At 38.5% G+C, this 25,233-nt stretch carries 27 protein-coding genes and 1 tRNA gene; 15 read left to right on the top strand and 13 right to left on the bottom strand.

Annotated features, from left to right (window positions below; all coding sequences use genetic code 11):
• Window positions 1-33 precede the first annotated feature (33 nt).
• Window positions 34-342, bottom strand: coding sequence for a hypothetical protein (locus WN948_RS04160; protein WP_342305745.1), 309 nt, complete (start codon window positions 340-342; stop codon window positions 34-36).
• A 140-nt stretch (window positions 343-482) separates the two neighbouring features.
• Here WN948_RS04160 and WN948_RS04155 point away from each other — a divergent pair, with 140 nt between their 5' ends.
• From WN948_RS04155 to WN948_RS04140, 4 genes are all read left to right on the top strand, one after another.
• Window positions 483-1,181 carry a radical SAM protein gene (locus tag WN948_RS04155; protein WP_342305744.1) on the top strand — a complete coding sequence of 233 codons (699 nt, stop codon included), beginning with the start codon at window positions 483-485 and terminating at the stop codon, window positions 1,179-1,181.
• A 150-nt stretch (window positions 1,182-1,331) separates the two neighbouring features.
• Window positions 1,332-1,643, top strand: coding sequence for a DUF5611 family protein (locus tag WN948_RS04150; protein WP_342305743.1), 312 nt, complete (start codon window positions 1,332-1,334; stop codon window positions 1,641-1,643).
• Window positions 1,644-1,686: 43 nt separating this feature from the next.
• On the top strand, window positions 1,687-2,193 hold the full coding sequence (locus tag WN948_RS04145; RefSeq protein ID WP_342305742.1) for a chorismate pyruvate-lyase family protein: 507 nt from the start codon (window positions 1,687-1,689) through the stop codon (window positions 2,191-2,193).
• A gap of 75 nt (window positions 2,194-2,268) precedes the next feature.
• Window positions 2,269-2,340 (top strand) — tRNA-Thr (locus WN948_RS04140).
• A 92-nt stretch (window positions 2,341-2,432) separates the two neighbouring features.
• Here the strand turns inward: WN948_RS04140 and WN948_RS04135 are convergent.
• Window positions 2,433-2,711, bottom strand: a complete 279-nt coding sequence (locus tag WN948_RS04135) for a hypothetical protein (RefSeq protein ID WP_342305741.1) — start codon at window positions 2,709-2,711, stop codon at window positions 2,433-2,435.
• A 473-nt stretch (window positions 2,712-3,184) separates the two neighbouring features.
• Here WN948_RS04135 and WN948_RS04130 point away from each other — a divergent pair, with 473 nt between their 5' ends.
• Entirely contained in the window at window positions 3,185-4,744 is a 1,560-nt protein-coding gene (locus WN948_RS04130) for a hypothetical protein (RefSeq protein ID WP_342305740.1), read from the top strand.
• A gap of 278 nt (window positions 4,745-5,022) precedes the next feature.
• Here the strand turns inward: WN948_RS04130 and WN948_RS04125 are convergent, their stop codons facing one another.
• The 6 genes from WN948_RS04125 to WN948_RS04100 all read right to left on the bottom strand — a co-directional run bounded on the left by WN948_RS04125 (window position 5,023) and on the right by WN948_RS04100 (window position 9,954).
• The gene (locus WN948_RS04125; protein WP_342305739.1) at window positions 5,023-5,538 is read right to left on the bottom strand and encodes a hypothetical protein; all 516 of its coding nucleotides are present in this window, start codon (window positions 5,536-5,538) and stop codon (window positions 5,023-5,025) included.
• Window positions 5,539-5,540: 2 nt separating this feature from the next.
• The gene (locus WN948_RS04120; RefSeq protein ID WP_342305738.1) at window positions 5,541-6,614 is read right to left on the bottom strand and encodes a hypothetical protein; all 1,074 of its coding nucleotides are present in this window, start codon (window positions 6,612-6,614) and stop codon (window positions 5,541-5,543) included.
• 360 nt (window positions 6,615-6,974) lie between these two features.
• Window positions 6,975-7,133, bottom strand: a complete 159-nt coding sequence (locus tag WN948_RS04115; protein ID WP_342305737.1) for a hypothetical protein — start codon at window positions 7,131-7,133, stop codon at window positions 6,975-6,977.
• Window positions 7,134-7,669: 536 nt separating this feature from the next.
• Window positions 7,670-8,800, bottom strand: coding sequence for a tyrosine-type recombinase/integrase (locus WN948_RS04110; protein ID WP_342305736.1), 1,131 nt, complete (start codon window positions 8,798-8,800; stop codon window positions 7,670-7,672).
• A 555-nt stretch (window positions 8,801-9,355) separates the two neighbouring features.
• A complete protein-coding gene (locus WN948_RS04105; protein ID WP_342305735.1) occupies window positions 9,356-9,712 on the bottom strand; it encodes a type II toxin-antitoxin system PemK/MazF family toxin in 357 nt (118 codons plus the stop codon).
• Window positions 9,709-9,954, bottom strand: a complete 246-nt coding sequence (locus WN948_RS04100; RefSeq protein WP_342305734.1) for an AbrB/MazE/SpoVT family DNA-binding domain-containing protein — start codon at window positions 9,952-9,954, stop codon at window positions 9,709-9,711. The genes WN948_RS04105 and WN948_RS04100 overlap by 4 nt, the downstream gene beginning before the upstream one ends.
• Before the next feature lie 1,226 nt (window positions 9,955-11,180).
• On the opposite strand from WN948_RS04100, the gene WN948_RS04095 reads away from it, so the two are divergent.
• A complete protein-coding gene (locus tag WN948_RS04095; protein WP_342305733.1) occupies window positions 11,181-12,506 on the top strand; it encodes an ATP-binding protein in 1,326 nt (441 codons plus the stop codon).
• A gap of 442 nt (window positions 12,507-12,948) precedes the next feature.
• On the opposite strand, the gene WN948_RS04090 is transcribed toward WN948_RS04095, so the two are convergent.
• Window positions 12,949-13,668, bottom strand: coding sequence for a hypothetical protein (locus WN948_RS04090; protein WP_342305732.1), 720 nt, complete (start codon window positions 13,666-13,668; stop codon window positions 12,949-12,951).
• A 134-nt stretch (window positions 13,669-13,802) separates the two neighbouring features.
• Window positions 13,803-14,711, bottom strand: coding sequence for a cache domain-containing protein (locus WN948_RS04085; RefSeq protein WP_342305731.1), 909 nt, complete (start codon window positions 14,709-14,711; stop codon window positions 13,803-13,805).
• A gap of 407 nt (window positions 14,712-15,118) precedes the next feature.
• Between WN948_RS04085 and WN948_RS04080 the strand changes: the two genes are divergently transcribed.
• Window positions 15,119-15,583, top strand: coding sequence for a universal stress protein (locus WN948_RS04080; RefSeq protein ID WP_342305730.1), 465 nt, complete (start codon window positions 15,119-15,121; stop codon window positions 15,581-15,583).
• A 217-nt stretch (window positions 15,584-15,800) separates the two neighbouring features.
• Here the strand turns inward: WN948_RS04080 and WN948_RS04075 are convergent, their stop codons facing one another.
• Both WN948_RS04075 and WN948_RS04070 read right to left on the bottom strand, forming a co-directional pair.
• The gene (locus tag WN948_RS04075; RefSeq protein WP_342305729.1) at window positions 15,801-16,574 is read right to left on the bottom strand and encodes an NYN domain-containing protein; all 774 of its coding nucleotides are present in this window, start codon (window positions 16,572-16,574) and stop codon (window positions 15,801-15,803) included.
• A gap of 53 nt (window positions 16,575-16,627) precedes the next feature.
• Window positions 16,628-16,969: a hypothetical protein gene (locus WN948_RS04070; RefSeq protein ID WP_342305728.1), complete on the bottom strand. Its 342-nt coding sequence runs from the start codon at window positions 16,967-16,969 to the stop codon at window positions 16,628-16,630.
• Between the two features lie 335 nt (window positions 16,970-17,304).
• On the opposite strand from WN948_RS04070, the gene WN948_RS04065 reads away from it, so the two are divergent.
• The 7 genes from WN948_RS04065 (at window position 17,305) to WN948_RS04035 (ending at window position 23,482) form a co-directional block, all read left to right on the top strand.
• Window positions 17,305-17,838 carry a RimK/LysX family protein gene (locus tag WN948_RS04065; RefSeq protein ID WP_342305727.1) on the top strand — a complete coding sequence of 178 codons (534 nt, stop codon included), beginning with the start codon at window positions 17,305-17,307 and terminating at the stop codon, window positions 17,836-17,838.
• Window positions 17,839-18,034: 196 nt separating this feature from the next.
• Window positions 18,035-19,054: a tetratricopeptide repeat protein gene (locus WN948_RS04060; protein ID WP_342305726.1), complete on the top strand. Its 1,020-nt coding sequence runs from the start codon at window positions 18,035-18,037 to the stop codon at window positions 19,052-19,054.
• A gap of 206 nt (window positions 19,055-19,260) precedes the next feature.
• Window positions 19,261-19,992 carry a fumarylacetoacetate hydrolase family protein gene (locus WN948_RS04055; RefSeq protein ID WP_342305725.1) on the top strand — a complete coding sequence of 244 codons (732 nt, stop codon included), beginning with the start codon at window positions 19,261-19,263 and terminating at the stop codon, window positions 19,990-19,992.
• The gene (locus WN948_RS04050; RefSeq protein ID WP_342305723.1) at window positions 19,992-20,291 is read left to right on the top strand and encodes a hypothetical protein; all 300 of its coding nucleotides are present in this window, start codon (window positions 19,992-19,994) and stop codon (window positions 20,289-20,291) included. Before WN948_RS04055 ends, WN948_RS04050 begins: the two co-directional genes overlap by 1 nt.
• 114 nt (window positions 20,292-20,405) lie before the next feature.
• On the top strand, window positions 20,406-22,115 hold the full coding sequence (locus WN948_RS04045; protein WP_342305722.1) for a glutamate--tRNA ligase: 1,710 nt from the start codon (window positions 20,406-20,408) through the stop codon (window positions 22,113-22,115).
• A 97-nt stretch (window positions 22,116-22,212) separates the two neighbouring features.
• Window positions 22,213-23,166, top strand: a complete 954-nt coding sequence (locus WN948_RS04040; protein WP_342305721.1) for a DUF523 and DUF1722 domain-containing protein — start codon at window positions 22,213-22,215, stop codon at window positions 23,164-23,166.
• Window positions 23,167-23,239: 73 nt separating this feature from the next.
• A complete protein-coding gene (locus WN948_RS04035) occupies window positions 23,240-23,482 on the top strand; it encodes a hypothetical protein (RefSeq protein ID WP_342305720.1) in 243 nt (80 codons plus the stop codon).
• A 76-nt stretch (window positions 23,483-23,558) separates the two neighbouring features.
• Here the strand turns inward: WN948_RS04035 and WN948_RS04030 are convergent, their stop codons facing one another.
• Window positions 23,559-24,149 (bottom strand): 30S ribosomal protein S3ae, encoded by a 591-nt coding sequence (locus WN948_RS04030; RefSeq protein WP_342305719.1) that lies wholly within the window; start codon window positions 24,147-24,149, stop codon window positions 23,559-23,561.
• Between the two features lie 294 nt (window positions 24,150-24,443).
• Here WN948_RS04030 and thiM point away from each other — a divergent pair, with 294 nt between their 5' ends.
• Window positions 24,444-25,229: a hydroxyethylthiazole kinase gene (thiM, locus tag WN948_RS04025; protein WP_342305718.1), complete on the top strand. Its 786-nt coding sequence runs from the start codon at window positions 24,444-24,446 to the stop codon at window positions 25,227-25,229.
• Window positions 25,230-25,233: the final 4 nt, after the last annotated feature.

The raw sequence follows: 25,233 nt of genomic DNA, 5'->3' as shown, positions 1-25,233 counted from the left end.
CTGGCTACTAAGCCTGTCCGTTTTTATTAAAATTTAATCGCTTTCTATCCAGGCTTTCAGTTCTTCGTGCAGATACTTTTCAGCAGCTTGTACTTGTTCCAGGACACCCCTGAGGACGATAACTTCTCTATCATCTGTTTCTACAATGTGAACTCCTATTTTTCTTCCATGTGCTTCAAGCTCGAATTCTTCCACAAGGTCGTAGATTATGTATGAAGGAGTTCCAGGTGGCATTATAAGATCATAGAGATTTTCCAAGTCCTGTACAGCAGGATCTGCTTCTATTTTGCTTTTTGTTCTTTCAAGATCCTCAAGTTGCAGTTTTTTTACCAATGTAATCACCGTCTATTCTGGTTGATGGTGTAATATACATAAATAGTAATCGCTGTGTTTAACAGGGTTTAACTATTAATAGTGTTAGTTGCAAAAATGTATCTGGTTTGAGTGTGCTTGAAAGTACTTGTGACATCCGGAGGGAATGAATGAGATTAATCGATTTATCAGATGAGAAAGGGCAGATCAGGGTCGAGTTTGGTGGATGTAACATGAAATGTCCGTATTGTGTTCACATACATCAGTCTGTGAAGGAGTGGACTGTTGGTGAGGTGGTGGATTATGCGAGCAAGTCTACTACTGAGAATGTCTATCTTGGGGGTGCAGAGCCAACTCTGCAAAAAGATCTTTTGCCACTGATTGAGGAGCTTCACGGTGTTGGTAAGCGTGTTATACTGAAATCAAATGGTATGAAACCTGATATTCTTGAAGTTGCGCTTCCTTTTGTTCATGGCTTTGTGATTGAGATAAAAGCTCCCAGTGATGATATAAAAGGCATAATGGAGCTTACGGGTATGTCAGATGAACGTAGCACAAAGTATGTGGGGCTTCTTAAGGAGTCTCTGATCATCGCAAAGAAAAAATGGCTGAGGGTCTGGATAAGGGTAATACCTGAATATGTGAATGCTGATACGATGCCACGTATACTACCTGATCTTGAAGGCGCTTCTGAGGTTATGCTTTACCAGTTCATGAGTAATCCGGAATTCGATCTTCCATTTATGGGTCATGATAAGCCGGCTCCTTCCTGGGGACAAATTAAGAATCTGGGGGAAAGTGTGTTAAAAACAGTTCCTTTGGTCAGGGTTGTTGGTGAAAGAGGTCAGATGGTGTTGCAGGAAGAATAATGCTAAGGATGTTACAATTTGTTTGAAGATGTTTGTGAAGCTTCTATCTTTGAATGACTTGACTGATAACCAATAGGATTAAAAATAGTGTGATGCATGATATATACTAGAATTTTATTCAATTTAAGCTTATAATAAGGGATGATACAAATGAAAGAATATAAGTTCAAGCGTGGTTCTACACCTGATCTGGATAGGATATACGAATGCCTGACAGAGGCTTTTTCAAGCGATATCAAGAAGGAAGATGAAAAATTAATTACTTCTTACGGTATTCTTTCCAGCCTGACAGTATGGATAGATAATAAAAAGCTCGTTGTTGATACGGTGTCTGATACCTCTAATACAGATGATACTGTTATTCTTGATTCCAACAAGCGTTTTAGAGATTTTCTTCTAAGTGCTACTGGCTATACTGCGAAGGAGCGTTTGAAGCAGGCTAAAAAAGCTGTTTCTAAGTAAACACTCACTTTATTTTTTCTTTATTTTTACAAGTTGGTATGGTATGAATTTTCTTGAAAAACTGAAGGGCTTTGAGATTCCTACATGCCTGAGGGTGTGTGCAGGAACTGATGGTTCGGTCACTTTCCTGCTGGAGATTATGACCAAACACCCCACAGCTGTTGTGACGGAGTGCCAGCATATCATCCCGGCAGATGAGCAGAGCGCAGAAATATTCGGAGTAGATATTGGCGCTGATATCAACGAGCGCGTGGTCACTCTCACAGCCGGGGATGTCCCCTATGTGTTTGCCCGCTCCCTGTCAGCTATCGAGAAGATGCCCGAAGGCGTTCGCAGTGACATGATGAAAGCCGACATCCCAATTGGTAAGATACTGCGTGACCACGATATCGAGACCAGAAGAGATTTTGAAGGTATCGAGATAGTCGAGGAAGCTCCACTCTTTGGAGCAAAAAAAGTACTTTCCCGTTCCTATCGCATTGTCCACCACAACGGTGTTCTCATGTGGATCAACGAGAAGTTTCCGGTAGATGACCGCTGGTGCTTATAAATCACTGGTATTTCAACCGAAAACTTATTAATTGAGTCTGTGTATTAAGGGAAAGCATCCTCATACTTATTGTGTGCCTCGGTGGCTTAGGGGTGTAGCGCGTCCTTGGTAAGGACGAGGTCGTGGGTTCAAATCCCACCCGAGGCTCTATCTAGTTTTGGTTCAAAGCCCATATTTTGGTTGTTGCGTAGTTATCAGAGTTTTTGAATAAATAACTTTAGCTTTGGGACAATTAAAAATTATCTATTTTGTAATTCTATTAGTGCTGACAGCTTCTTTTCGATAGATCCAAGCCTCGTTTCAAGATTGGATTGGACAAAATGTTGTGCAACTGAATTCTCATCAACATCTTCATCAAAAGAGATTACAAACACTGGTTTTCCACTAGAATCAATCTCATAAACGTATGCAGTCTCTCCTATAATTTCTGAGTATGACTGCGGCAACCTCACCATTGGATATGAAATATTTGCCTTCGGTTTGTGCTGTGTAACTTTAAATTTACCTATTGATTTCATTATCTAACGCCTCTATATTTGTAATGTACAATAGTTGTACAACTATAATTGTGCAGTGTTACAATATATACTTTTCGTAGCAACTTCGTCGGTATAAAAATCGTGACTATAAGCCGCGATTGTACAACAATCTATATATAAAAGGCGAATCTCACGCATAGGGTTGATGTGTTTTGTGTTCGTGTTTTTTTTTGCGCGGGCCTTCTGGTGGCCTAATATTCGGCCGCCACACATCTTTTAAAAATCCTGCACAACTAAAATGCAGCGATTTAGAATCGTTTATGAATAAAAAGTCCTCAAACAATTTGGGGCAATAGTCAAAAGCATCTCTGCGGATTGAATTTTTGTTCAGCCCCCTCCGTTTAGATATGCTTAATCTTTTTTACAGGGGTGATCGTGGATAATGCACTCAATATGCATGAGCTTTGCTTTTGGCAAAATAAGACATTGGAAACAATGTCTAGGAAAAGAACATGAATAAAGTTATAGATGAAATAAGAAAGGATGGTTTCCATATTGATGAAAGTGAGGTGATTCCACAAGAGGAACTAGCTGAAATGGTAAGAATAGCACGTGAGAGGCGCAGAGAAGCTAAGGAGAAAGAAGATTCAATAGAATCTGAACTTGAAGAAGAAGAACCTGTTCAAGTCAATGTAGAGACAATTAACAGGTCCTTTGTAATCACTGAAGATAGAATATATCTGAGTGTCAGAGATAAAGTCGGCTGGCCCGAGTTCGCATATCTGGAAAATGGCCAAATATCCTATGCCCCTAGCATTCAGATAGATGGACAAGTTATCAATCCTCAGGCCCTTCCGTTCCACAATGGTTCTTATGTGCCAATTGTCGGGGTGCCGATATCGGAGTTCATTAATGAGGCGCCGGATGTAGAACCTAATGAATTGTTTGACTTAATCCACAGTCATATGAAGAGGTACATCGATGCCCCTGATATTGATATGGAGATGTTCATCCATTATGTCTTGTTCACATGGTTCTACAAGAAGCTTAACACGACTCCGTACTTACGCTTCATTGGTGACACAGGAAAAGGAAAGTCCCGCTTTTTGAAAGTTGTCTCCGACCTTTGCTTCTACCCAATAACTGCAGAAGGAGCAAGTACTTCAAGCGGAATCATGAGATTTAATGAGCAGTGGCATGGTACTCTGAAAATAGATGAAGCAGATTTCAATGGCGGCGCTGAGAGTGAGATAATAAAATACCTCAATCTTGGTTTTGAGGATGGGCATCGGTTTATGAAAACAAACAAAGCCAACCATCAAGAACAGGATTTCTTTGATCCTTTCGGCCCCAAGGTCATTGCGATGCGAGAACCTTTCAAAGATAATGCCACTGAGGGGCGTTTGTTATCTTTTGAACCGAGAGAAACTACAAGAAAGGACATCCCACCAAATCTACCGCCCGAATACAACGAATATGTTGAACAGATTCGCGGCACAATCACTCGCTTTGTATTACGGAACTGGAATCGTGTTGACCCCAACAACCTCATAGATTGCCGCGATATGGAAATAGAAAGACGCTTAAAACAGCTAACTACTCCTTTATCATTAACGCTGCAACTGCTGCCTGAAGGGGAAGAACGATTCAGGAACTATATGGACAGGCGCCAGGGCGAGCTCAAGGAAATACGTGCTCGCTCATGGGAAGGCGGGATGTTTAATTGCCTGTTTAATCTTGCAACAGGTGAAGAAGAACCGCATCCTGACTTAGCTCAATTCGTTGAGGATGATGGAATTTTGGCTGTCACGCCTACAATGGTTGCAAAGGGTTATGGGACTACTGCTAATACTGCAACCCGAGCTCTAACAAGTATGGGAATGGTAATTGAGCAAAAGAACGTGAAAATACAAGGAAAATCTAAGAAAACCCGGCTGTATGTCGTGCCTGATGAAAGTGTCTGGAGAGAAATTGTCCAACGGTACTATTACACGGATGAAGAGTCGGATGATAAATATCCAGACTGCCCCGAGGTGTTAAAAGCTAGGAGGTATGGAGTAAGTATGAATTGATGGAACAGATGGTACACATGGAACACTTGCTAGGAGTACAGTGGGGTAGAATGCATGGTACACATCTACCCTTATATTAATATCATGTTTTAATAATAATACATTGTACTACTCAATATCATGCATCACACTGTATAGATATGAAGTGTTCTAACTGTTCTATGTGTTCCTTGAGCTAATTAATAGAACTATAAAACCACTAAACTCATACTTAGTAATTATTCAAAATTCACAATCATACGCAAGATATTAACTCGATATCCTTTAAAGCTTCTAGTTCATTTGCAAACTGCATAAAAACCCTTCATAACAACCAAAAGCATCACAATAAAATGGAAAAACAAAAAATATTGTAGTATTAAATATGACATAAAAATAGTTGCCTTCCAAAAAATAACCTGTTGTGAATATATAATCATTGGATTTAACCACGTTCCAATAATAATCATAACTACAAGCAATACTCCAATTAATATGGTGTAGAATATATTTGCAAAAACTCTTGACTTTAAGGATACTGCTATTGAGTATTTTGTTTCAGTAGCTTTCAATATAACAGACACGTTTATTAAAAAACCAATAATAATTGATGCAAATGAAACAATGTAATTAGATTGTGCAATATTGCAAAAATCAATAAAGAAAGGGGTTATGGACACTAGTATCGAAAAAAGATATGGTATCAGTAGTATCCACAAAAAAATATGGGAGCTGTGTGCTCCGCTACTTTCTAATTTAGAGTAGTTATCTTTTATTATACTAGATACATCAAAAATCATTGAATTGTTTGCCATAATTATCTATATCTACTAGCAATACTAACCGAATACTCTTTGGCTTTATTTGCAATATATCTATGGGCAATTCGTCCATTACTGTTTATGACATCATCATCTTCAAATGCATAAGATTCTCTAAAATCTAAATTCTCATAAGTAATACCAACTGTGAATTCTTTTTTATGAGTGCTAATTTTTACTTTAATTTGTTTTAACTCAGAATTAGTAATTTCATAAAAAGGGGTATCCCTAGTGTTTGAAAATGCTTTCTTTAAAGAAGATGTGACTTTTTCTAGTTTATCATATGGTACTAAGCTTTTATTCTTAGATGCAGAAAGTGATAAATTAAAATTTTTCAGATTATCGATATCAATCTCATAATTTCCATCTGGTAAGGCTTTTTCTGCTTCATCTCGTGAGACATCCTGTGAAACAAATATTATATCTGTAATTCTATCCTCTCTTTGTACGATATCTGCTAGTTGATGACACATCAAAGGCTTTATTTCAACAATAATATCTTCATCAGATAGTTCATTTAATTCAGATTTAATCAAATGAGTTAATATTGTTTTGTAGCCCTTCCCAGAATAAGTTTGAGCAATTAAATATCCTTTATTCCGTATCAATTGATCTTGAAAGTAAGTGAACGTCATATCAAAAACGGGAGTTTTTTCACTATCAATAGACTCTGCATCAATAGCGCCAGTCTTTGTATCCATTATACTTCTTATTATCCCATACTCTCCATAATAAACAAGTGATTGAATTATAGTCAATTCACCAATTTCCCCACCCAGTTCTTCGGCAATTATTTTTTCTAAAAACACTTTACTCTTGATGGCATCTTCTTCGTTTTCTGCATCTAACTCTTCAGTATCTTCTTGCTTTAATTTTGGAAGGCTTTCAAATTTGAGTGCTTTTTTAGATGTATCTTCCAAAAATGGCTTTTTACTATATTTTATCAATGAATCTTTTATAATATCAATTAATGATGTACCCGTCCCAAATAAATCAGATATATCTTCATCTTCGGCTGAGTATTTTTGCCTAATTTTAATTATATATGGACTTAAACTAATTTTGGACATCGTAAATACTTCCTAAATTATAAGGATTTGAAATAAATAATTAATAGGACAATATACAACTTTAAATGATGTGTAGTAATAAAAAGATTTCTAAATGTTCTCGCAGTCTGAGATTGGTTACCTTATGACATGTAAAATACAAATTTTTCAAGATTATAAGCACACAGAATTGATGAAATGAACTAAACTATTATTACCAGATAATTGATTGAAATAGAACATATGGAACACTTGCTAAATGTACAAAAAGGTAGTTGCGGCCGTATTTAATCCAAGCCCGTGCGCTCTGAAGTATACTACATTTCCACAGGTAAATGTCTAAGTGTATAAGATACTTTATCTAATGAGTAAAAAACATAACTATGCCATCCCCATTGCAGCAACCTCTTCAACTGGCACTTCAACAAGTTCCGGCTTCCTGCAATGTGTGCAGATTATTTTTCTGGTTTCTTTGTCTACTGAAGGAAAGTACACGAACTTTCCACAGCTAAAGCATATCCATCTTGATCTTGTTGACATGATTTGTTTCCTCCTAAATAGCTACAATGTAGCTACATGTATATATAATTGTCGCTACATTATAGCTACAAAATGGCCGCAAATCATTTAATATGTGAATACATTGTAACCACAATGGAAATCAAAACAGATGCGTATCAAGTAATTGAAAAAACTGTAAAATCGAGTGGTAATTCAGGAAGAGTTTATGTTCCTAAAGAATGGGTGGGCAAAAAAGTAAAGATTTTACTTATGGAACCACTTGATTAGGCCCGCGCATTGCACTGTACAGATATGAAGTGTTCTAACTGCTCCAACTCATAAAGTAATTGCGAGAAGCTTAGGCACCAATCAAAGTGGAACAGATAGAACACATGGAACACTTGCTAGGTGTACAGTAAGATAGAATGCATGGTACGCTTCTACCCTTTTATTAATATCATATTTTTATAATAATACTATAGTGTACGACTCACATCATACATTGCACTGTATAGATATGAAGTGTTCTAACTGTTCCATGTGTGTCTAATTTTTATAGTAGTCACTCGAACAGATTACGATTCAAGAATCTGCTTCATTTTTTCCTCTATTAATTTGTTGATTTTTGATTCCATTATTGATGAAAAATCAATGTTATTTATCGTGCTTTCATGTTGGCTTTGATTTGTAGATGTATCTTTTCCAGTTGTGACTCCGTTAGCCTTTAGAATAGCATCATCAACATCTCTTCCCGAGAGGTGAACATAGACAGCAGGCATATCTGAGCCTTGTACCCATCCAAAATATAGGTTCATTTGAGCTTCAGTCAAATAGTTAGCCATATATGTACATCTGGAATGACGGAAAAGATGGGGATGAACCTTTTTGTTAATTCTGGCTTTCGTCGCTATTTTCTTAAGTCTCATGCGGATTGCATCATATCTTAGCATCTCTAAGGAATCACTTTTCTTGTCAAATTTAAACCAGAGTGGAGCATTTGGATTTTCCCTCTCAGGGTGAACCTTCAACCATTCTTTGAGGTACTCAACACTCCATACAGCTCTGACCCTTCTGAAACCTGTTTTGCCGTTTAGTTTAATGATTGCACCGCGCTCATCAAAAGTAAGATGTTTAATCAGCAAATTTCCAACTTCACCCACTCTTGCTCCGATATCCCATAGCAAAGCAATTAGGGCCTCATCTCTTTTGTTTGTTGAATGATCAATCAATCTCAGTATTTCTGACTCTGTTAGGATATCCTCTGGCGATTTCTGATTTTTCTTTTTTATAGTTGTGGATATCCATTTTGTTGGGGCTGGATTGTCTTCTTTAAACATCCATTTATAGAATTTCTTCAATGCAACTTTATAATCATGTTTTGTCCACTCACTTTTATCTGACCTTTCTAAGCTTGAAATGTATTTTCGGATTTCCTTTTCGTCAGCTTTATCAAAATCAAGATTCAGTGACAAAGCAATGTTTTTTAATGATGAGATGTATTTCAAAACTCGGTGTTCACCTAGTCCTTCAGTAAAGCAGTAATCAGCAAAGAATGCTATTAATTCTTTATTTACGGCCGATACATTGGATTTCTCTAAAGATTCTAGCCTTGCATTTATGTTTATTTTATAGATTCCATTACTCATATTTTCAATCCTTCTTGAAATATGGGCTCTGGTCCTCCAAATCGCGCATTTTTCAGACAAAAACACTGTGATTCGGTGGTATAGGGAAATAGCGTCTCCTTGGAATGACGGCATCGTGGCTTAATCCCACCCGAGGCTCTTTACTATTCTAAGTTTCAATATCACAATCTTAGATTACATTCTGTTGTTTTATTGTAACTATTCAGCCTACCACAATTAGCCTATTGATACTGATTTAATCAAAACGGAGATGTTTGCTCACTAACAACCTAAGAATCAAAAAAGCAATCAATGGCAACAATCAAAATTAATGATCCTAATAAAATGTAGGTCTCAACTTTTTGTCAAGATTGCTATTGATAGTGTTTTTATCAGGCTGAATAGTTACGTTTTATTTAGTAATTAACTCTAAACCTGTAAATGATTTTTTGAATATTTGAGTCATCCTTATTTTTGAGCAAAGCTCTTTTTTGAAAAAGTGACAGGCTGAATTACTGCGTAAATCAACCTTTTAGTAAGGGTTGGTGTGTCAATACGCCTTTCGTCGTATTCACACAAGTGAAGAGATCAAAAAAAGAGATATTCATTTAGTGTGCTATGTGCAGCAGGTGTGTTTTATTGACCTGCTTTTATCATGGCTATCAATTTTTCATCGACATCCTTTATTTTTGCATCAGTAACTTTCCCTACTTCAGCAATAATTATGTCTTTTGTTGCGGTGAATAGTTTATTTGTTCGAATTAGACTATCTACTTTGAGGTGGCCATCAGCAAAATCGTCTTTTCTTAAAGGCACTTCATAGCCGTCCAGACGATGGTTCGATGTTATCTGACAGAGTATAACGTCTTCTCCTGCTAGATCCACAATAACCAGTGCAGGTCTTTTCTTCGATGCTGTCAGATCCGAAAACGGAAATGGCAAAATTACAACTGTTCCTTTGCTTGTTCTCAAGCTGTTACTATGTTCGTTCATAGATAGTCCCATGCTTCATCTTCTTCAGGTGTATCCCAAAGTTTTGCAAGAGCCTTTTCTGATGCTATAGCAGTGCCCATTCTCTTTTCAACATCATCAAGTGGCCGAATTTCTATATGAGAATCTGTGGCTATTACTGCAACGCGATGTCCAATATCAAAATTACCTGTACGCATGGAAGCAGGAATTACGATCTGACCCTTGCTTGTTATAGTTGCAGTCCTTATTTCTTGAATTGACAAAACATGTCACTCCTTAATTCTTTTTCTTTTTCTTTCGGTTTTTGCCTTACATGGATTACATGTAAGATAAGTAATACAAGGTTAACTCAACATATAAAGTTGATGTTCAAAGATTATTTTGATCACAGGTTGGAAATATTATTTGATTTTTACAGGCTGATAATCTCTGTTTCAGGTGGAGTTTTTCAAATAAAAATCCAGTTGGAAATGGTGTTGCAGGGCGATGCTGGAATACAGGTATTAATCGTGTACCTAAGGGAATATAGGAAAAAAGCCACGTGCGCTGCGAAGCAGCGCAAATGCTGGGTATGTGGGATTTTTTAATTGAAGTTCCGTTTTGTAAAAAACGATATCAAAGAGCTTATAATGTGGAATTTGTAAAGGGAAATAACAGTACCAAAGATAGGATGAATTGCACCGGAAACTATGGGTAAATAGAATTTGATTTTTTTAGAAAAGTATATAACCTTAAAAAAAACATTTTAAGTCAAATGGAATTTAATGCACGAACTGTCTTTATAATATTGTCTATTTTTTTGGCTCTGTAGAAATCCTCTAAATTATGGGACAAATAACCGTATGCAATTATTCAAAATGCACTCGATGATATTGATATAATTTGTTAAATTAAGTCCACAAATACTGATTTTGATAGGTTTTCTACAGAGCCGTAAAAATGTAAATACTACAGAAAACCAATAAATTTAATATTGGTATTTTTGCATTCTTCTTTTTTGTATAGCTTATGCTCTTCAGACAACACGGCTATACCTCATTGTATTATGATTAGACCTTACAGCAATCTTACGAGTAATGCCAAGTTCTTTAAATTCCTTGGACAGTCGTTTAGACTGCTGATACGTATCAACAACTAAAGGTTCAAGATCAGGATAACGTTTAGGTTTGATAGGTTTCAGGTTCTTATTGCGTTCCTTAAAAGGACGAATAATATCAGAAACTATAAAGATATGACCAAATATCCTTTTGAAACCAACATTAAAGACTGAACAGAAATTAACAAGAGACTCTTTTTCATATTATCAATATCGATAACTTTTTAGTTTTCAGTTATGTCTCTAGTCTGAATTTATTTGTTGTATGGTCTAATTTAAATTTTGAGATTTTATTTCATATTGGGGTATTTTGTCGTTTATACTCGACAAAAAACAGTTATTTCATCGTTTATACTCGATGAGTATATAAGCAGAAAGGCCCAATTGTTATTCATGGACACCAGGGATAAACTGAAAAGTACTATTATTGACTGGCAGGGGAGGGAGTTACCACCGCTTCAAAGACGTAAATATGAGCTAAACATTGATACGCCTTATGTAAATGATATTGTGGGTGTCAGGAGATGTGGTAAAACCTATTACATGTATCAGTTGATGTCTGAATTGCTTGAACAGGGTGTAGCAAAGAACAATATATTGTATTTGAATCTTGACGATGACAGGCTGCAGCCACTTAATGGAGATGAACTTCAACTCCTAATCGAGACATTCAGGGAAATGCAGGAGATATCCGAAGAAGATCGTTTGTACATTTTCCTGGATGAAATCCAGAACTTTCCTTCATGGGAGAGATGGGTCAAAGGCATATATGACAGAAAACAAAATGTGAAGATTGTAATAAGTGGTTCAAATGCATCCCTGCTTTCACAGGATATATCCACACTGCTTACTGGCAGACATCTAAGCACAAGAATGTTCCCTTTCAGCTTTGTGGAATTTCTAAATTATCATTCGATAACCTACGATGTGAAAGAACTTCCCTATTCCGAAGACAGAGCAATTATCAAGCGTAAGTTCACAGAATATCTTAAAAATGGAGGATTTCCTGAGACTATCGTCTATCCATCTATCCAGCATCGGGAAATATTACAGTCGTATTTCGACGACATCATATATCGTGATATTATCTCAAGATACGGGATACGCAATCCTCTTACCTTCAAGGACCTTGCATTGTTCTGCATATCAAACATCGCAAAACCACATACTTTCAATTCTCTCAAACGGCTGTTTGCCAATTATTCATCTCTCAGTACAGATGCCATAATTAATTACCTTTCATATCTTGAAGATACCTTTTTGCTTTTCAGTATCCGGCATTATGATGAATCATTGAAGCAGCAGATGAACAAACCCCGGAAGTTGTATTGCATAGATACAGGTATGATCAATGCAGTCTCCTTTAAACTCTCCTCCGACACCGGAAGATTATACGAAAATCTGGTTTTCATCCAGCTTTTACGCTCTGGTGATGAAATATATTACTGGCAAAATCAGAAAGGACACGAAGTTGATTTTGTAATGAAGAAAGGACTTGAACCAACCCAATTGATACAGGTATGCTTTGATCTGTCTGACCCCAAAACCAAAGAACGTGAGATAAATGGTCTTCTGGCCGGGATGAAGAATTTTAAGATGAAAGAGGGTATTATCATCACTTCAGATGATTTTGGCGAGGAGATTGTTGATGGGAAGAAGGTGAGGTATGTGCCATTGTGGTATTGGTTGTTGGAAGAGGATGGTGTTTTGGGGGTATAATACGGTATATTACATAATCACCACTCTAAAAAAAAGGTAACTATTCAGCCTGATAAAAACGCTATCAATAACAATCTTGACAAAAAGTTGAAACGTAAATTTCATTAGGATCATTTATTTTGATTGTTGCTATTGATTGCTTTTTTGATTGTTAGATTGTTAGTGAGCAGACATCTCTATTTCGATGAAATCAGTACCAATAGGCAAATCGTGCCAGGCTGAATAGTTACCTTTTTTTGTAACTATTCAGCCTGATAAAAACGCTATCAATAACAATCTTGACAAAAAGTTGAAACGTAAATTTCATTAGAATCATTTATTTTGATTGTTGCTATTGATTGCTTTTTTGATTGTTAGATTGTTAGTGAGCAGACATCTCTATTTCGATGAAATCAGTACCAATAGGCAAATCGTGCCAGGCTGAATAGTTACAAAGAAACATTCAATATGGGATCTCAAGTGCATGGATTATTTTTTCAGTGTTCTCGGGATTATTGAATATAAGACGGATATTTCCATTTTTGAAATAGTAGAGTCTCATTCTTTCATCAATGTGGGATTGGCCGGGATGTATCTCTATTCCTTTTGCTTTGGAGGGTGGGGTGGTGTTCAGGGTTATGTCAACAAGCTTTCCAAGGCTTTCAAGGAAATTGATGGACTGTTCGGGATTTTTTAGTGCTTTTAATTTTATTACCGTTTTATTCCTTGTTTCCAGTGTTTCTGAGGAAGAAGCGTAACTGACAGGTATGAGACGCCTGCAATCACTCTTAATCCTTTTTAGAATATGATTGTCGTTCTGGAAATACTCGGTTTTTAAATGTTCAGCTATCCTGAAGGCATCATAGGTTTCCATGTTGTCGATAAATCTTAGAATGCTGTCATAGTCTACAGAGATCATTGGGTAATTTTTACTTTCGATCTGGATTATTTGATTTAAGAAGATTTCCCTGATGTTGTTTATGGCCTGATTGAGGTTAACGGAGTCAGTAAAAGGAAACAGGAACAAAGACTGCCGACTGGAGGAGGGGATAATACTTCCAAGATGAGTATTGATCTCTCTGATATTCTCTTTTGTTTCTTTCTGAGCATTGTACAATAGTCCGATCGTTTCATTCTGCAAGGAATAAGTCGTTGTTCTAAGATCGTTATTGTCTTCGGCCATCAGGCGTCCTCTTAGCATTAAAATTATATATATTTTTACTGAGGAAAAGGATGAACCTGGCCTATGTTCAATCTAGTTAGGTCTGCTCAATTAATAATCAAAATAAACTGATGTAAAAAAAGTGGAGTGAAAGATCACTCCAGAATAATCTCGTTCTGCGGTTCCCATGCAGGCTGGTTTATGGAAAGGAACTCAAGGTCAACATCTCCGGTATTCTCGATGTATTGCTTTGCGTTTGCAGGCACGAGGACAAGTTGTCCTTTATTCAGTTCAAATGGTACGTCCTCTATGTAGAGCATGCCTTCACCCTCAAGAACGTAATATGTTTCCGGGTTCTTCATAATGAGGGTATCAAGGGTAGCACCTGTTTTAACTGTAAAATGTGCAATGCTGTAATCCATGTCCATACCCATTTCAACTCTATTCGGGTTGATCAGGTTTCTAACGGTTGCATCTCCAAAGTGATTGATATCATCGATGTCTTCAAGATTTTTATCATAGACGAAGTCATCTACGTAGAAACCGGAACCTACAAGATATGTCTGATTATCGATAGAAACTTTCTTGATAAATGTGGATTTTGTAGAAGGTTCTGTTTCACCTGGTTTTGGCCATTCATAATTGATCCATCCCTCGCCTTCTTCACTTAAAGCCGTCTCGATGAAGATTCTGCCTATGGGTTTGGCGTTGAAGTCTTGAAGTTCGCTCATATCCTCGCCTTCCCTGTTCACTTCGGGTGGGTAGACGACACGTAGCCCGTCAGCCTTCCAGACAAATATGTAGGACTCATTGTGGAACCACTTGCTATCATTCCCTCTGAATTCAGGAAATGCCAGCTCTCCTTTTTCATCGATGAGTTCAATAGCAGCATTGACCTGCGATATTGTATAGTCTTTCTGGGCTAACAGTTCGTTCTGTTCTTCTTCAATTATTTGTTCTTCCTGTTCAATAATAACTGTCTCTTCTGACTGCACGCAACCGGCAACTGCCAGCAAGAGAACAGTAATGAACAGAACACTAAATATATTTTTAAAACGGTTCATATTGTAACACCTGTCAAATTAAAAGTAAAATACTAAAAATGTTAATTTCCATTTGATACAGTTCATCCGGATTGTGTCCAACAGTTCTAAGTTGGAGTAATCAGGATTTCCCGGAAGCTCAAATTAGTGCAATCTATGTTGGATTTCTGTTGTCCCGGTTCAGTCCTAAGCTTTACATGTGGGGGGTGCTTGTATTTGAGTCAACAACTTCTACTAAACCCCTATTATCGGTGACAGGCTATATTAATTAATACTATATTTATGTTGTTAATGTAAGGGAAGATTCTGTTCGACAAATGTTCATCACAATCAAGGATTATTATGGACCGGCCATTTCATCTTTTTTAAATGTGAAAAATGCTTTATCCTAGTTATTACATAAATATATTGTTAAGGAGTGGGTATTTTTGCAAAGTGAAATATACAAGAAAATAATGGTTGCAACCGATGGTTCTGAAAATGCAAGTAAAGCAGCACTTTCCGGAATCGAAATTGCAAAGCTTGCCGGAGCGAAACTTTATGCTTTGAATGTAATGCCGATGATACCACATGCCTCTTATTTTGGGGTGCCTATAGAACCGCCTAAAAAGGTATCTAAGGATGAGAAAAGTTTGCATGAACATTTTGAAAAAGATGGGAAAAAAGCACTGGATGCCGTGAAGGAGATGGGTACAAGGGCAGGTATAGAGGTAGAAACAGTATTAGTTGATGGTCATCCCGGATCTGAGATCATAGATTTTGCTGAGAATAACGATATAGATCTTATCGTTATGGGCACATTGGGAAGGACCGGTCTGGACAGAGTGATTCTTGGAAGCGTGGCAACGGATGTCGTCAGGCACGCAAATACACGTGTTCTCGTCGTCAAATGATCTTTACATCTTTCTTTTTTTGTAATCGTAGTTTATTGGGTCAAAGTGCGGATTGTGTTCGTTCAGGTGCTTTGTCTTCTATGTACGATTCAGTTTCTGTAAATTGTTTTGTCTAGTCGACAAAAAGAGTGTATTCTATCGACTATACTCGATAGCTATCTAAGTAGAAAACTCTAATTCATATTTGTGGATACCAGGAAGAGTCTCGCATGCCTCATCACTTCTTCCCTCTGCTTCTCTTATCCCTTATATAAACAACAACACTCTTCCCTGCGCCATTCTGTGCTCTTTTATCGATATCAAACAGATTTGTTGCTTCAACTAATTCCCCTAGCTTCTTGTAGCCGTAGTTTCTGGGGTCAAAATCGGGGCTGCGTTTGATGAGGTTTCCGCCAACTTCTGCTAGGAAAGCCCATCCATCTTCATCTGCTGAATCTTCCACTGCATTTCTCAGGTGATTCACAAGTCTTGTGTTTCCTTTGAGTTCATTAGTTTTCCTTTTTTCAGTTTCTGGTGATGCAGGGATATCTTCAGTATCTGTTTTTTGTTTTCTCAGAATTTCAGTATAAATGAACTTATCGCATGCTGAAATAAAAGCCATTGGAGTTTTCTTTTCACCGAAACCATAGACTTTCAGACCTGCCTCCCTTATTCTCTGCGACAGACGTGTGAAATCACTGTCACTTGAAACAATGCAGAACCCATCCAGTTTCTCTGTATAAAGCAAGTCCATGGCATCAATAATAAGTGAGCTGTCCGTTGCATTCTTGCCAGTGGTGTAAGCGAATTGCTGTATGGGCTGAATGGAATGATCGAGCAGGGAATTTTTCCATGAGCCCAGGTTTGGTGATGTCCAGTCCCCATAGATCCTTTTGACACTGGCAACACCATAAATTGCAATTTCATCCAGCAATCCTTCTATTATTGATGGTTGGGCGTTGTCGGCATCTATTAACACAGCCAGTTTATCCTGGGTTCCATTATTTTCCATTCTTAGCACCATCTTCTACGCTTAAACGACATCGAAGAATTTCACTGCGAAATCTACTGATGATCTTTCCTCAAACCCTTCATTCTTTCAAGTTCAGTTTCAAGTTCCTGTATTTTTCTCTCATCTAGCCTGTCCGACATGTCAGAAAGCTCCTGACTTGCCATCTTTGTTGAACTATGCAGCTTATCAACGACATTTTTCTCCAGGCACAGCTTCTTTCTTTTTGTCTCACTGATAACGTCACCAACAAGGATCTTGCCTTCTTCTTTGTTGATCCCATGACTATGAGCCTTGTTCTTCAGGAAATCTCTGACTTTTTCTTGTGACAATGCGGCAAGGGTGGCACCGAGAACCGCTGCTCCTCCCAAAAGACCTGCTTTCTTCATTTTATCCATATTTAAACTCCCACTGATTCGTATCGTTTTATGTTTTTGACAACGTTCAAATCCTTCCGGTCAAAGTTGGCAACTCGAAGATCAAACGTTGCTGTAAGGATGCTATACCCTTGCATCCTCAGTCCACGATAGAATTATTGGAAGTTCAATCTATATTAATACAATGGCATGAGGATAGTAATAGTAATTTATAAGTTCAATTATAAAAATGGTTATTGAACATAGCAGGACTTTTTCGTAGCATACATGATTACTAACGATGAGCAGAAACAAAATGATGAATTTAGTTCTGCCAAATTATTTAATGAGTAGTGTCATAGTTATTTTGAGTAAATATGAAGGTCAACGATCTTAAGGCTATTCTAAAATTCAGTGCAAAGGAAGAGGCATTTTTTGGCAGGTTTGATCTTCCTAAAGATGCCTTCTATCCAATGATCCTTTCTTTGAAGATTGGTGGTGCCTGGAGTTATTCCACAGATGACCTTAAAGGCATCTCAGTTATGAAGGTATTCACTACCTACGATGAAGAAACTAACACAGGTCATACTGTAGAGGAAATATATCTCCTTTTGGATCCGGAATATGTGTCGAAGGAAGGAACTGTTCACCGGCTGGAAAAATGTGGTGGCAGGGATGAAAGGGCTCTGGTGACAAGGCCATATTCAGTGACATTGAAAGCAAAAAGGATAATTGTTGCATCTGTGAGTACAGAAAAGAAGAAGATATTTATCAAAGAGCTTGATCAAAACACAGTTTCATTCACTGGTCCGTCTGCTTTTTACGCTGCCCATGAGATGGAACACTTAGAACATATCGGAATAGATGGACTTCCAATGTGGGCTTTTGAGTATGAAGAATTGAAAGGTTGATGGTGCATCTGTAAATATGTATTAATCTCTACAAACATCTTTATATGCGTTATACATGCTTAAAAATAAGCAAAAACAGTTATTCAATAAAGTGTTACTAACTACAGGTACTAATTATATCAAACCGTGCTGGAACCTATAAGGGTGCGGAAATTAACACGTTGAATATGTGATATTGAATAAAAAAGGTGCTAATATGGGAATGCTAGATGACGTCAAATCAAAGAAAAAACAGAAAGCTGCTGAAAATTGGATGAAAATGGCTGAATCGGCCAAAACACTTGAAAAGCAAATAGAATACTATACCAAATCACTGGACATAGATCCCTATAATGCAGAGGCATGGTTCAAGAAGGGCAAAGGCCTGGAAAGACTTGGACAGTTTGAGGAAGCTAAAAGATGCCTTGACCTTGCAGTCGAAATTGATCCGGACTATCAGGGGCTTATTAGTCAAAAATATGAATCAAATGCTTCTCCAGCTCCTCTTGTAGATGATGGTGCAAGTTTTGTTTCATCCCCTTCTGAACCAGTTATTGAAGATGAACAGGACACCGGGGAATGGATAGCTGAAACACCGGACACTATCATTACAGAAGAAGAAGAAGAAGAAGTGCTTAAGGAGGATGAATATTCTTTCACCCCGCCTGTTGGGGAAGAATCGATATTCAGCAATGCAATATCAAGTTCAGATGAAGACAATGGCTCTCCTGCAATGATTAGGGAAGAAGAGGATGATGATGTTTTTGGCAGCAGTCAGGAAGGATCATCTGTAATATCTGAACCCGACATAATTTCGGAAAATGGCCACATGGCTGCTGACGAGGCTTCTTCATTTGCATCATCTATCTCCCCTGAAGTTGAAGAAGTAGTGGTGAATGAAAGAGAGGATACGTTCTCATCCGATCAGGCATCAACTACCCCGGAAACTCCTTCATCTTTCAAAGCTGAAGAAAATGTTATTAGCAATAAGGAAACTGTAGTCTCAAAATCAGCTAGTATCAGTTCTCCCTCGGCAGCTATCTCCAGGAAACCTCAAATGGATAAAATGAAAGCTGCATCACTTCCTTCTTCAAAACCCATCAGTAGTTCAAGGCCAGTTGCAATCTCCAGCTCCGAGATAGTAGATATCAGGATACCATTGAATGAAACAATAAAATTCTGGGCAATAGGTATTATTGCAATGCTTATTGTTCTGATAATCTCCTCAATAATTTGAAGATGATCTGGAAGTTTCAGGAAATGTACTTGGATGCAGTTATCGAATGATGTAGAGGGTTCCGACATCATTTCTTCTTTTTTAAAAAGTGTAGTCGATTGAATGTTTCCACGTAACAAATTCCTACTTTAGCGGGAGTCTTCTTCCATTTAGGAATCATTCTAATACTCATCCTTATCTATAATGAAAACAAAACAGTCCCACTGATGTTCGGACGATTCAGGTGTAATGATAATGTGTTCTACGGTGAGGTGAGTGGCAATACAGTAACTTCACAGGAAGGTGCAGTTGTGGAGTATAAACTATCAGAGTTAGAGGTGCTGCCACCGTCAAATCCTTCTAAGATCGTTTGTGTGGGTCTTAATTATCATGACCATGCAGCTGAGCTTGGTCTTAGCGTCCCCGACGAGCCAATACTTTTTATCAAACCACAATCTGCTGTTATTGGGCATCATGGGAAGATTATTTATCCCAAGGTTAGTGAAAGAGTTGACTTTGAAGCAGAGTTGGCTATCATAATTGGGAAAAAATGTAAGAATATCACCTATGACAGAGCTTATGATGTTGTTGCTGGTTTTACGTGTTTTAATGATGTGACTGCCCGTGACTTGCAGCAAAAGGATGGGCAGTGGACGAGGGCAAAAAGTTTTGATACCTTTGCGCCGGTGGGTCCTTTCATTGTTCCGGTTGAGGATTTCAACCCGGAAGACGCTTCAATTGTAACCCGTGTTAATGGTGTTGTGATGCAGGATTCCAATATATCCAAACTGATATTTGATGTACCCTATCTCATAGAATTCATTTCAGGAATAATGACACTGGAAGTCGGAGATGTAATTGCAACAGGCACTCCTCCAGGTGTAGGTGAGCTTCACCCCGGAGATATTGTAGAAGTGGGGATAGAAGGAATAGGGACTTTGACCAACGAGGTTGTATAATGTTATTTGATCAGGTTAACAGGGAACTGGAACTTGCCCAGCGTCATCTGGAAGTTTTAAAAGTGGTTATTGACCGTGGACCCATTGGCATACTCAAGCTAGCGGAAGAAACCGGCATGCCTACACATAAAGTGCGTTATTCCCTGCGTGTTCTTGAACAGGGACAGCTTATAAAACCTTCATCTCACGGTGCCATTGCAGGTGATGCAGTGGAAACTTTCCTTTCTGAGTTTGAAAAGGATATTGATGAACTGATCAGCATAGCAGAAGTAGTAAAAGATATTGGAAAATCCTTCTGACCATATATTTTAAGTTCAGTTCTTATAATTCATCCTACTATGCTTACAATACAGGGATTACGGAATTTTCCAATCCCATTGTATATATTAATCTGATTTTTTCGGTGATCTATAATGACTTTAACTGACGATGATAAGAAAACTATAGAGAAGTATGCACTCCAGAATGCTGTGAAATATGGTCAGGCTCCACAAATTGGTGCTGTTATGGGTCGTGTCATGGGTGAATGCCCACAGCTTCGTTCCAAGGCAAAGGATGTTACTCCGCTCATACAGGAGATTCTTGTGGAAGTTGCAAAGGAAACACCTGAGCAGTGGCAGGCTCGCCTTGAGGCAATTGCTCCTGAACTTATTGAGGAATTGAATACTAAAAAAGAACCTGATAAGGGTTTAAAAGCACTGGATGTTGAAGAGGGACAGCAGGTTGTAATGCGTTTTGCACCAAACCCTAACGGTCCGCCAACCCTTGGAAGTACTCGTGGTATCGTTGTGAATTCCGAGTACGTAAAAAAGTACGGTGGCAAGTTCATCATACGCTTTGATGACACCGACCCCCAGACAAAGCGCCCTATGCTTGAAGCATACGATTGGTATGTGGATGATTGCAAATGGCTCGGTGCTAATCCTGACGAGATAGTCATTGCTTCTGACAGGATACCTGTTTATTATGATTATGCTCGTAAGCTCATAGAAATGGGACATGCATATGTCTGTTTCTGTGATGGTGCTGATTTCAAGAAGTTCAAGGATGCCAAAGAGCCTTGCCCACACAGGAATGCAAGTCCTGGGGAAAACATGGGGCATTGGGATAAGATGATTGCAGGTGAATACGAGGAGAGATATGCTGTCCTGCGTATCAAAACCGATATCACTCATAAGGACCCTGCACTTCGTGATTTTGGTGCGTTCAGGATTGTAAAGACTCCACACCCCCGTCCTGAAGTTGGGGACAAATATTGTGTCTGGCCATTGCTTGACTTTGAGGGTGCCATTGAGGACCATGAACTCGGTATGACTCACATCATCAGGGGTAAGGATCTGATGGATAGTGAAAAACGCCAGACATACATCTACAATTACCTTGGCTGGACCTATCCGAAAACAACTCACTGGGGTCGTGTGAAGATGCACGAGTTCGGTAAATTCAGTACAAGTGGACTTCGCCAATCTATAGAAAATGGTGAGTATTCCGGATGGGACGACCCCCGTCTTCCAACCCTGCGTGCACTGCGCAGAAGAGGAATACTACCCGAGGCTATCCGTAAGTTCATGATCGATATGGGTGTCGGTGAGACTGATATCAGCCTCAGTATGGATACTCTCTATGCAGAGAACCGTAAGATTATCGACCCGATAGCCAACAGGTATTTCTTTGTCTGGAATCCGGTCGAGCTTGAGATTGCTAATGCAGAGCCCTGCACAGTGACTCCCACACTCCATCCAACAGAAGATAGGGGTACTCGCAGTATAGATGTAGGTTCAAAGCTATACGTATGTAATGATGATGTTGGGAAGTTTGAAGTAGGTTCAAAGTTGAGGCTTAAAGATCTCTATAACGTGGAGATAATATCTATGGAACCACTTCAGGCTCGCTATATTGATGACTCCATGGAGACTGCCAAAAAGGAAAAGATGAGAATCATCCACTGGGCTCCAATGGACGGAGCTCCTGTAAGAGTGCTCTCGCAAGATGGCGAATTTACTGGAATTGGTGAAAGGCAGGTCGCTACAGAGCTGAACAAGGTTGTACAGTTTGAAAGATTTGGTTTCTGCAGGATAGATGCTGTTGCCGGAGAAATAGTGGCTTATTATACACATAAGTAACAAGGGAATTCTTCTATTCCCTTTTTTACTCTATCAGTTTTATCCACAAACTCTTTTTTGTTGTTTATCGTATTCACATACTATCGAGGTTATTCTAATGCCAAAATTTCCACGTCCAATAATCGTGATCAGCAAATGTCTTGGATTTGCCGCCTGTCGATATGACGGAGAAATGCTACCATTCCAATTGGCTGAACCTATGAAACCTTTTGTTGAATTTATTGATATTTGTCCGGAGTGCGAAATTGGTCTGGGTGTTCCACGCAAGCCGATCCGCATAGTCACCAATGATCAGAAGCATCTTATACAGCCAGCTACCGGAAAGGATCTTACTGCTGAGATGGAGATTTTTGCAAGATCATATCTTGGGAAATTGAATGATTTTGACGGTTTCATTCTTAAATCTAAGTCTCCTTCATGTGGAATTGGGACAACTAAAGTTTTCCCTAACTCAGGTAGTAAAGAATACTTGCATGGTCAGGAAAATGGTTTTTTTGCAGATGCAGTATTAAGAGATTATCCGGACCTGCCTGTTATTGATGAAATACAGACAGATGATTCTATTCTAAGGGATCATTTCCTGGCCAGAGTATTCGCAATGGCATCCTTCAGGGAAATGTCATCTTCTACAAAGCTGCACGCATTGGTTGAGTATCATACAGAGAACAAACTTCTGTTCATGGCATACGATAAGCAGCTTATGACTGTCATGGGTAATCTTGTTGCAAACAAGGAGAATCTTCCAGTTGAGCAGGTTTATGAAAAGTACCTGTCCTTTTTATTGCAGATACTTTCAAAACCAGCTGAAACAGGTATTGTTGTTAATGCTCTGATGCATGCATTCGGTTATTTTTCCCGAAATCTTAGTGCCAGAGACAAATTCATCTTCATGCAGAAATTGCAAAAATATCGCGAAGATAATTCTTCCATATTTGAATTGAAAAAATGGTTCATATTTAAGGCAGAAGAGTTTAATGCAGACTATCTTTTGAAGCAATCCTTTTTCCGGCCTTATCCTCCTGAACTGTCCGGCAGTTTGCAGATAGTTTGATATGTTTTAAAAATCCATATTGTATTGTCGGTGCATTATTTATCAGGGGTATGCACAAAAGGAGGATATTGTCGTGGAAGAGAATAATATCGAAGCAACTGATATTCAGGGATCGGATGAAGGCGAAGAGGAAGAACTGATAGAAGTATGTCCTGTCTGTGGCAGTCCGGATCTCTATTATGAGACCGGGGGGATTGAAGGTCTTTACCACTGTAAATACTGTGGTTATATTGGTGGATTCGTTATTGATGCCAACCAGAAAATGATGGCTCTTATACGTGAAGAATACGAGCGCAAGCTCCGTATTTCTGAATAAAGACTTTCAGTTATTGTCCTTGATAAGTACACAAAAAAAGTAAAGAGTAGGTGGTTAAAACCACCTGAATATTAAGTTAAGCTGCTACAGGGACAGATTTTACTTCTGTCTTTCTGATCTCTACCCTTCTAAGTGGGTAGATGGACTTTGCATTCCTGTAAATGTTTGCGGAAAGCTTGCCCATGATAGCTTCTTCGATAAACTGCTCGTAGACAAGTTCTGATGCACGCTCTTTTACGATAATGTTCATTACTTCTCTGATGCCTTTTATCTGGCTTGTTCTTGCTCTTTTGACAGTGAAGCATATAGGCTTCACTCTAACGACGTATCCGTCTTTTGTTGTAACGTCAAGGTTTGCATCAATTCTTGATGTCTGACGCTTAACGATAGAGCGCAGGTAATCTGTAGTGATCTCGTGACCAAGGAATCTGGTACTTGCAATGTCGCCATTGACTTCGCTGATCTCGAGTCTGAGCTTTGTGTTATGCTTTGTGAAATCGTTAGCAATTTCTCCAACAGTGGTCTCAACAACACGCCCAATGAGCTGCTCTGGCTCTTCTGCAGGCGTAACTCCAATATTTGCTCTGCTCATAAATTCAGGTGTTTCAACGTTGTACCATGTCTTAGACTTCCATTTGTCTAACTTTCTCTGCACTTTCCTTGCCAAAAATAATTCCTCCGGGTAAATATTATTTAATGATGGATGTAATTCTAATGATATATTGTAATTGTTTAACTAGCGATCAGAATCTGATTCTGAAATAATGTATGAACTGATAAATTGGCTCTCTATACTATGCATGTCTCTATATAAAGAAATCGGTTACTGGTTTCAGCAAAGAGTATGGGTGATTGTGAGTGACAAAAAGTATTTTATTAATAAATACTTCTCTATGACATTCACAATTGTAAATCTAATATCAAGAAAATGTTTCTTGTGGCACATAGGAGTGTATTATATATGGATCATCCACTGCAAAAAATAAGGGAAACAAAACCGCTGTTGCATCACATAACTAATTGGGTAACTATCTATGACTGTGCGAATATGACGAGGGCATTCGGTGCTCTTCCTGTAATGGCCCATGCTAAGGAAGAGTGTGCAGACATGACAGGTATCTCGTCTGGTCTTGTTCTCAATATAGGAACCCTTACTACAGACCTCATTGATGCTATGCTAATTTCAGCTGCTGCTGCGAATGAAAAGAACATACCTGTGGTACTTGATGCTGTAGGTGTTGGTGCTACAAAGTTCCGTGATGATATGGCAGCAAAGATACTCAATTCCATTCGTGTTGATATTATCAAAGGCAACTATTCGGAGATTGCAAAACTTGCGGGAGAGAATGCCCAGACAAGAGGTGTTGAATCAACATCCATCGATGCTGACCCAAAGAAGGTTGCAAAGGAATTTGCAAACTCAAGGTCATGTGTTGTTGTGATGACCGGCAAGGAAGACATAATCAGTGACGGGAAAAAGACCTATGTTGTAAAGAACGGACATGAGTCAATGGGTCTTATCGTAGGCACCGGTTGCATGGCTGCATCGGTAATTGGCTCTTTTGCCGCAGTCAATGCAGACTATTGTGCTGCTGCAAAGGATGCATTGTGCTATTTCGGGATTGCCGGGGAACTAGCAGCCCGGCAGTCTGCAGGTCCGGGAACTTTCAAGATGTATTTCTACGATGAGGTATTCAACCTATCAGACGAAAAAGCACAGTCCATGATGAATGTTGAAGAATGCTGAGTTG

This window comes from Methanolobus sp. ZRKC5 (genome assembly GCF_038446525.1).
Lineage (GTDB): Archaea > Halobacteriota > Methanosarcinia > Methanosarcinales > Methanosarcinaceae > Methanolobus.
Note: the sequence above shows the minus strand (reverse complement) of the source record. Positions and strands in the feature narration are given on the sequence as shown.

What these genes read in the sequence shown, in the direction of transcription:
- WN948_RS04155 (WP_342305744.1), top strand. Translation starts at nt 483, where the DNA reads ATGAGATTAATCGATTTATCAGATGAGAAAGGGCAGATCAGGGTCGAG.
- WN948_RS04150 (WP_342305743.1), top strand. Translation starts at nt 1,332, where the DNA reads ATGAAAGAATATAAGTTCAAGCGTGGTTCTACACCTGATCTGGATAGG.
- WN948_RS04145 (WP_342305742.1), top strand. Translation starts at nt 1,687, where the DNA reads ATGAATTTTCTTGAAAAACTGAAGGGCTTTGAGATTCCTACATGCCTG.
- WN948_RS04135 (WP_342305741.1), bottom strand. Translation starts at nt 2,711, where the DNA reads ATGAAATCAATAGGTAAATTTAAAGTTACACAGCACAAACCGAAGGCA.
- WN948_RS04130 (WP_342305740.1), top strand. Translation starts at nt 3,185, where the DNA reads ATGAATAAAGTTATAGATGAAATAAGAAAGGATGGTTTCCATATTGAT.
- WN948_RS04125 (WP_342305739.1), bottom strand. Translation starts at nt 5,538, where the DNA reads ATGGCAAACAATTCAATGATTTTTGATGTATCTAGTATAATAAAAGAT.
- WN948_RS04120 (WP_342305738.1), bottom strand. Translation starts at nt 6,614, where the DNA reads ATGTCCAAAATTAGTTTAAGTCCATATATAATTAAAATTAGGCAAAAA.
- WN948_RS04115 (WP_342305737.1), bottom strand. Translation starts at nt 7,133, where the DNA reads ATGTCAACAAGATCAAGATGGATATGCTTTAGCTGTGGAAAGTTCGTG.
- WN948_RS04105 (WP_342305735.1), bottom strand. Translation starts at nt 9,712, where the DNA reads ATGAACGAACATAGTAACAGCTTGAGAACAAGCAAAGGAACAGTTGTA.
- WN948_RS04095 (WP_342305733.1), top strand. Translation starts at nt 11,181, where the DNA reads ATGGACACCAGGGATAAACTGAAAAGTACTATTATTGACTGGCAGGGG.
- WN948_RS04090 (WP_342305732.1), bottom strand. Translation starts at nt 13,668, where the DNA reads ATGGCCGAAGACAATAACGATCTTAGAACAACGACTTATTCCTTGCAG.
- WN948_RS04085 (WP_342305731.1), bottom strand. Translation starts at nt 14,711, where the DNA reads ATGAACCGTTTTAAAAATATATTTAGTGTTCTGTTCATTACTGTTCTC.
- WN948_RS04075 (WP_342305729.1), bottom strand. Translation starts at nt 16,574, where the DNA reads ATGGAAAATAATGGAACCCAGGATAAACTGGCTGTGTTAATAGATGCC.
- WN948_RS04070 (WP_342305728.1), bottom strand. Translation starts at nt 16,969, where the DNA reads ATGGATAAAATGAAGAAAGCAGGTCTTTTGGGAGGAGCAGCGGTTCTC.
- WN948_RS04065 (WP_342305727.1), top strand. Translation starts at nt 17,305, where the DNA reads ATGAAGGTCAACGATCTTAAGGCTATTCTAAAATTCAGTGCAAAGGAA.
- WN948_RS04060 (WP_342305726.1), top strand. Translation starts at nt 18,035, where the DNA reads ATGGGAATGCTAGATGACGTCAAATCAAAGAAAAAACAGAAAGCTGCT.
- WN948_RS04055 (WP_342305725.1), top strand. Translation starts at nt 19,261, where the DNA reads ATGTTCGGACGATTCAGGTGTAATGATAATGTGTTCTACGGTGAGGTG.
- WN948_RS04050 (WP_342305723.1), top strand. Translation starts at nt 19,992, where the DNA reads ATGTTATTTGATCAGGTTAACAGGGAACTGGAACTTGCCCAGCGTCAT.
- WN948_RS04045 (WP_342305722.1), top strand. Translation starts at nt 20,406, where the DNA reads ATGACTTTAACTGACGATGATAAGAAAACTATAGAGAAGTATGCACTC.
- WN948_RS04040 (WP_342305721.1), top strand. Translation starts at nt 22,213, where the DNA reads ATGCCAAAATTTCCACGTCCAATAATCGTGATCAGCAAATGTCTTGGA.
- thiM (WP_342305718.1), top strand. Translation starts at nt 24,444, where the DNA reads ATGGATCATCCACTGCAAAAAATAAGGGAAACAAAACCGCTGTTGCAT.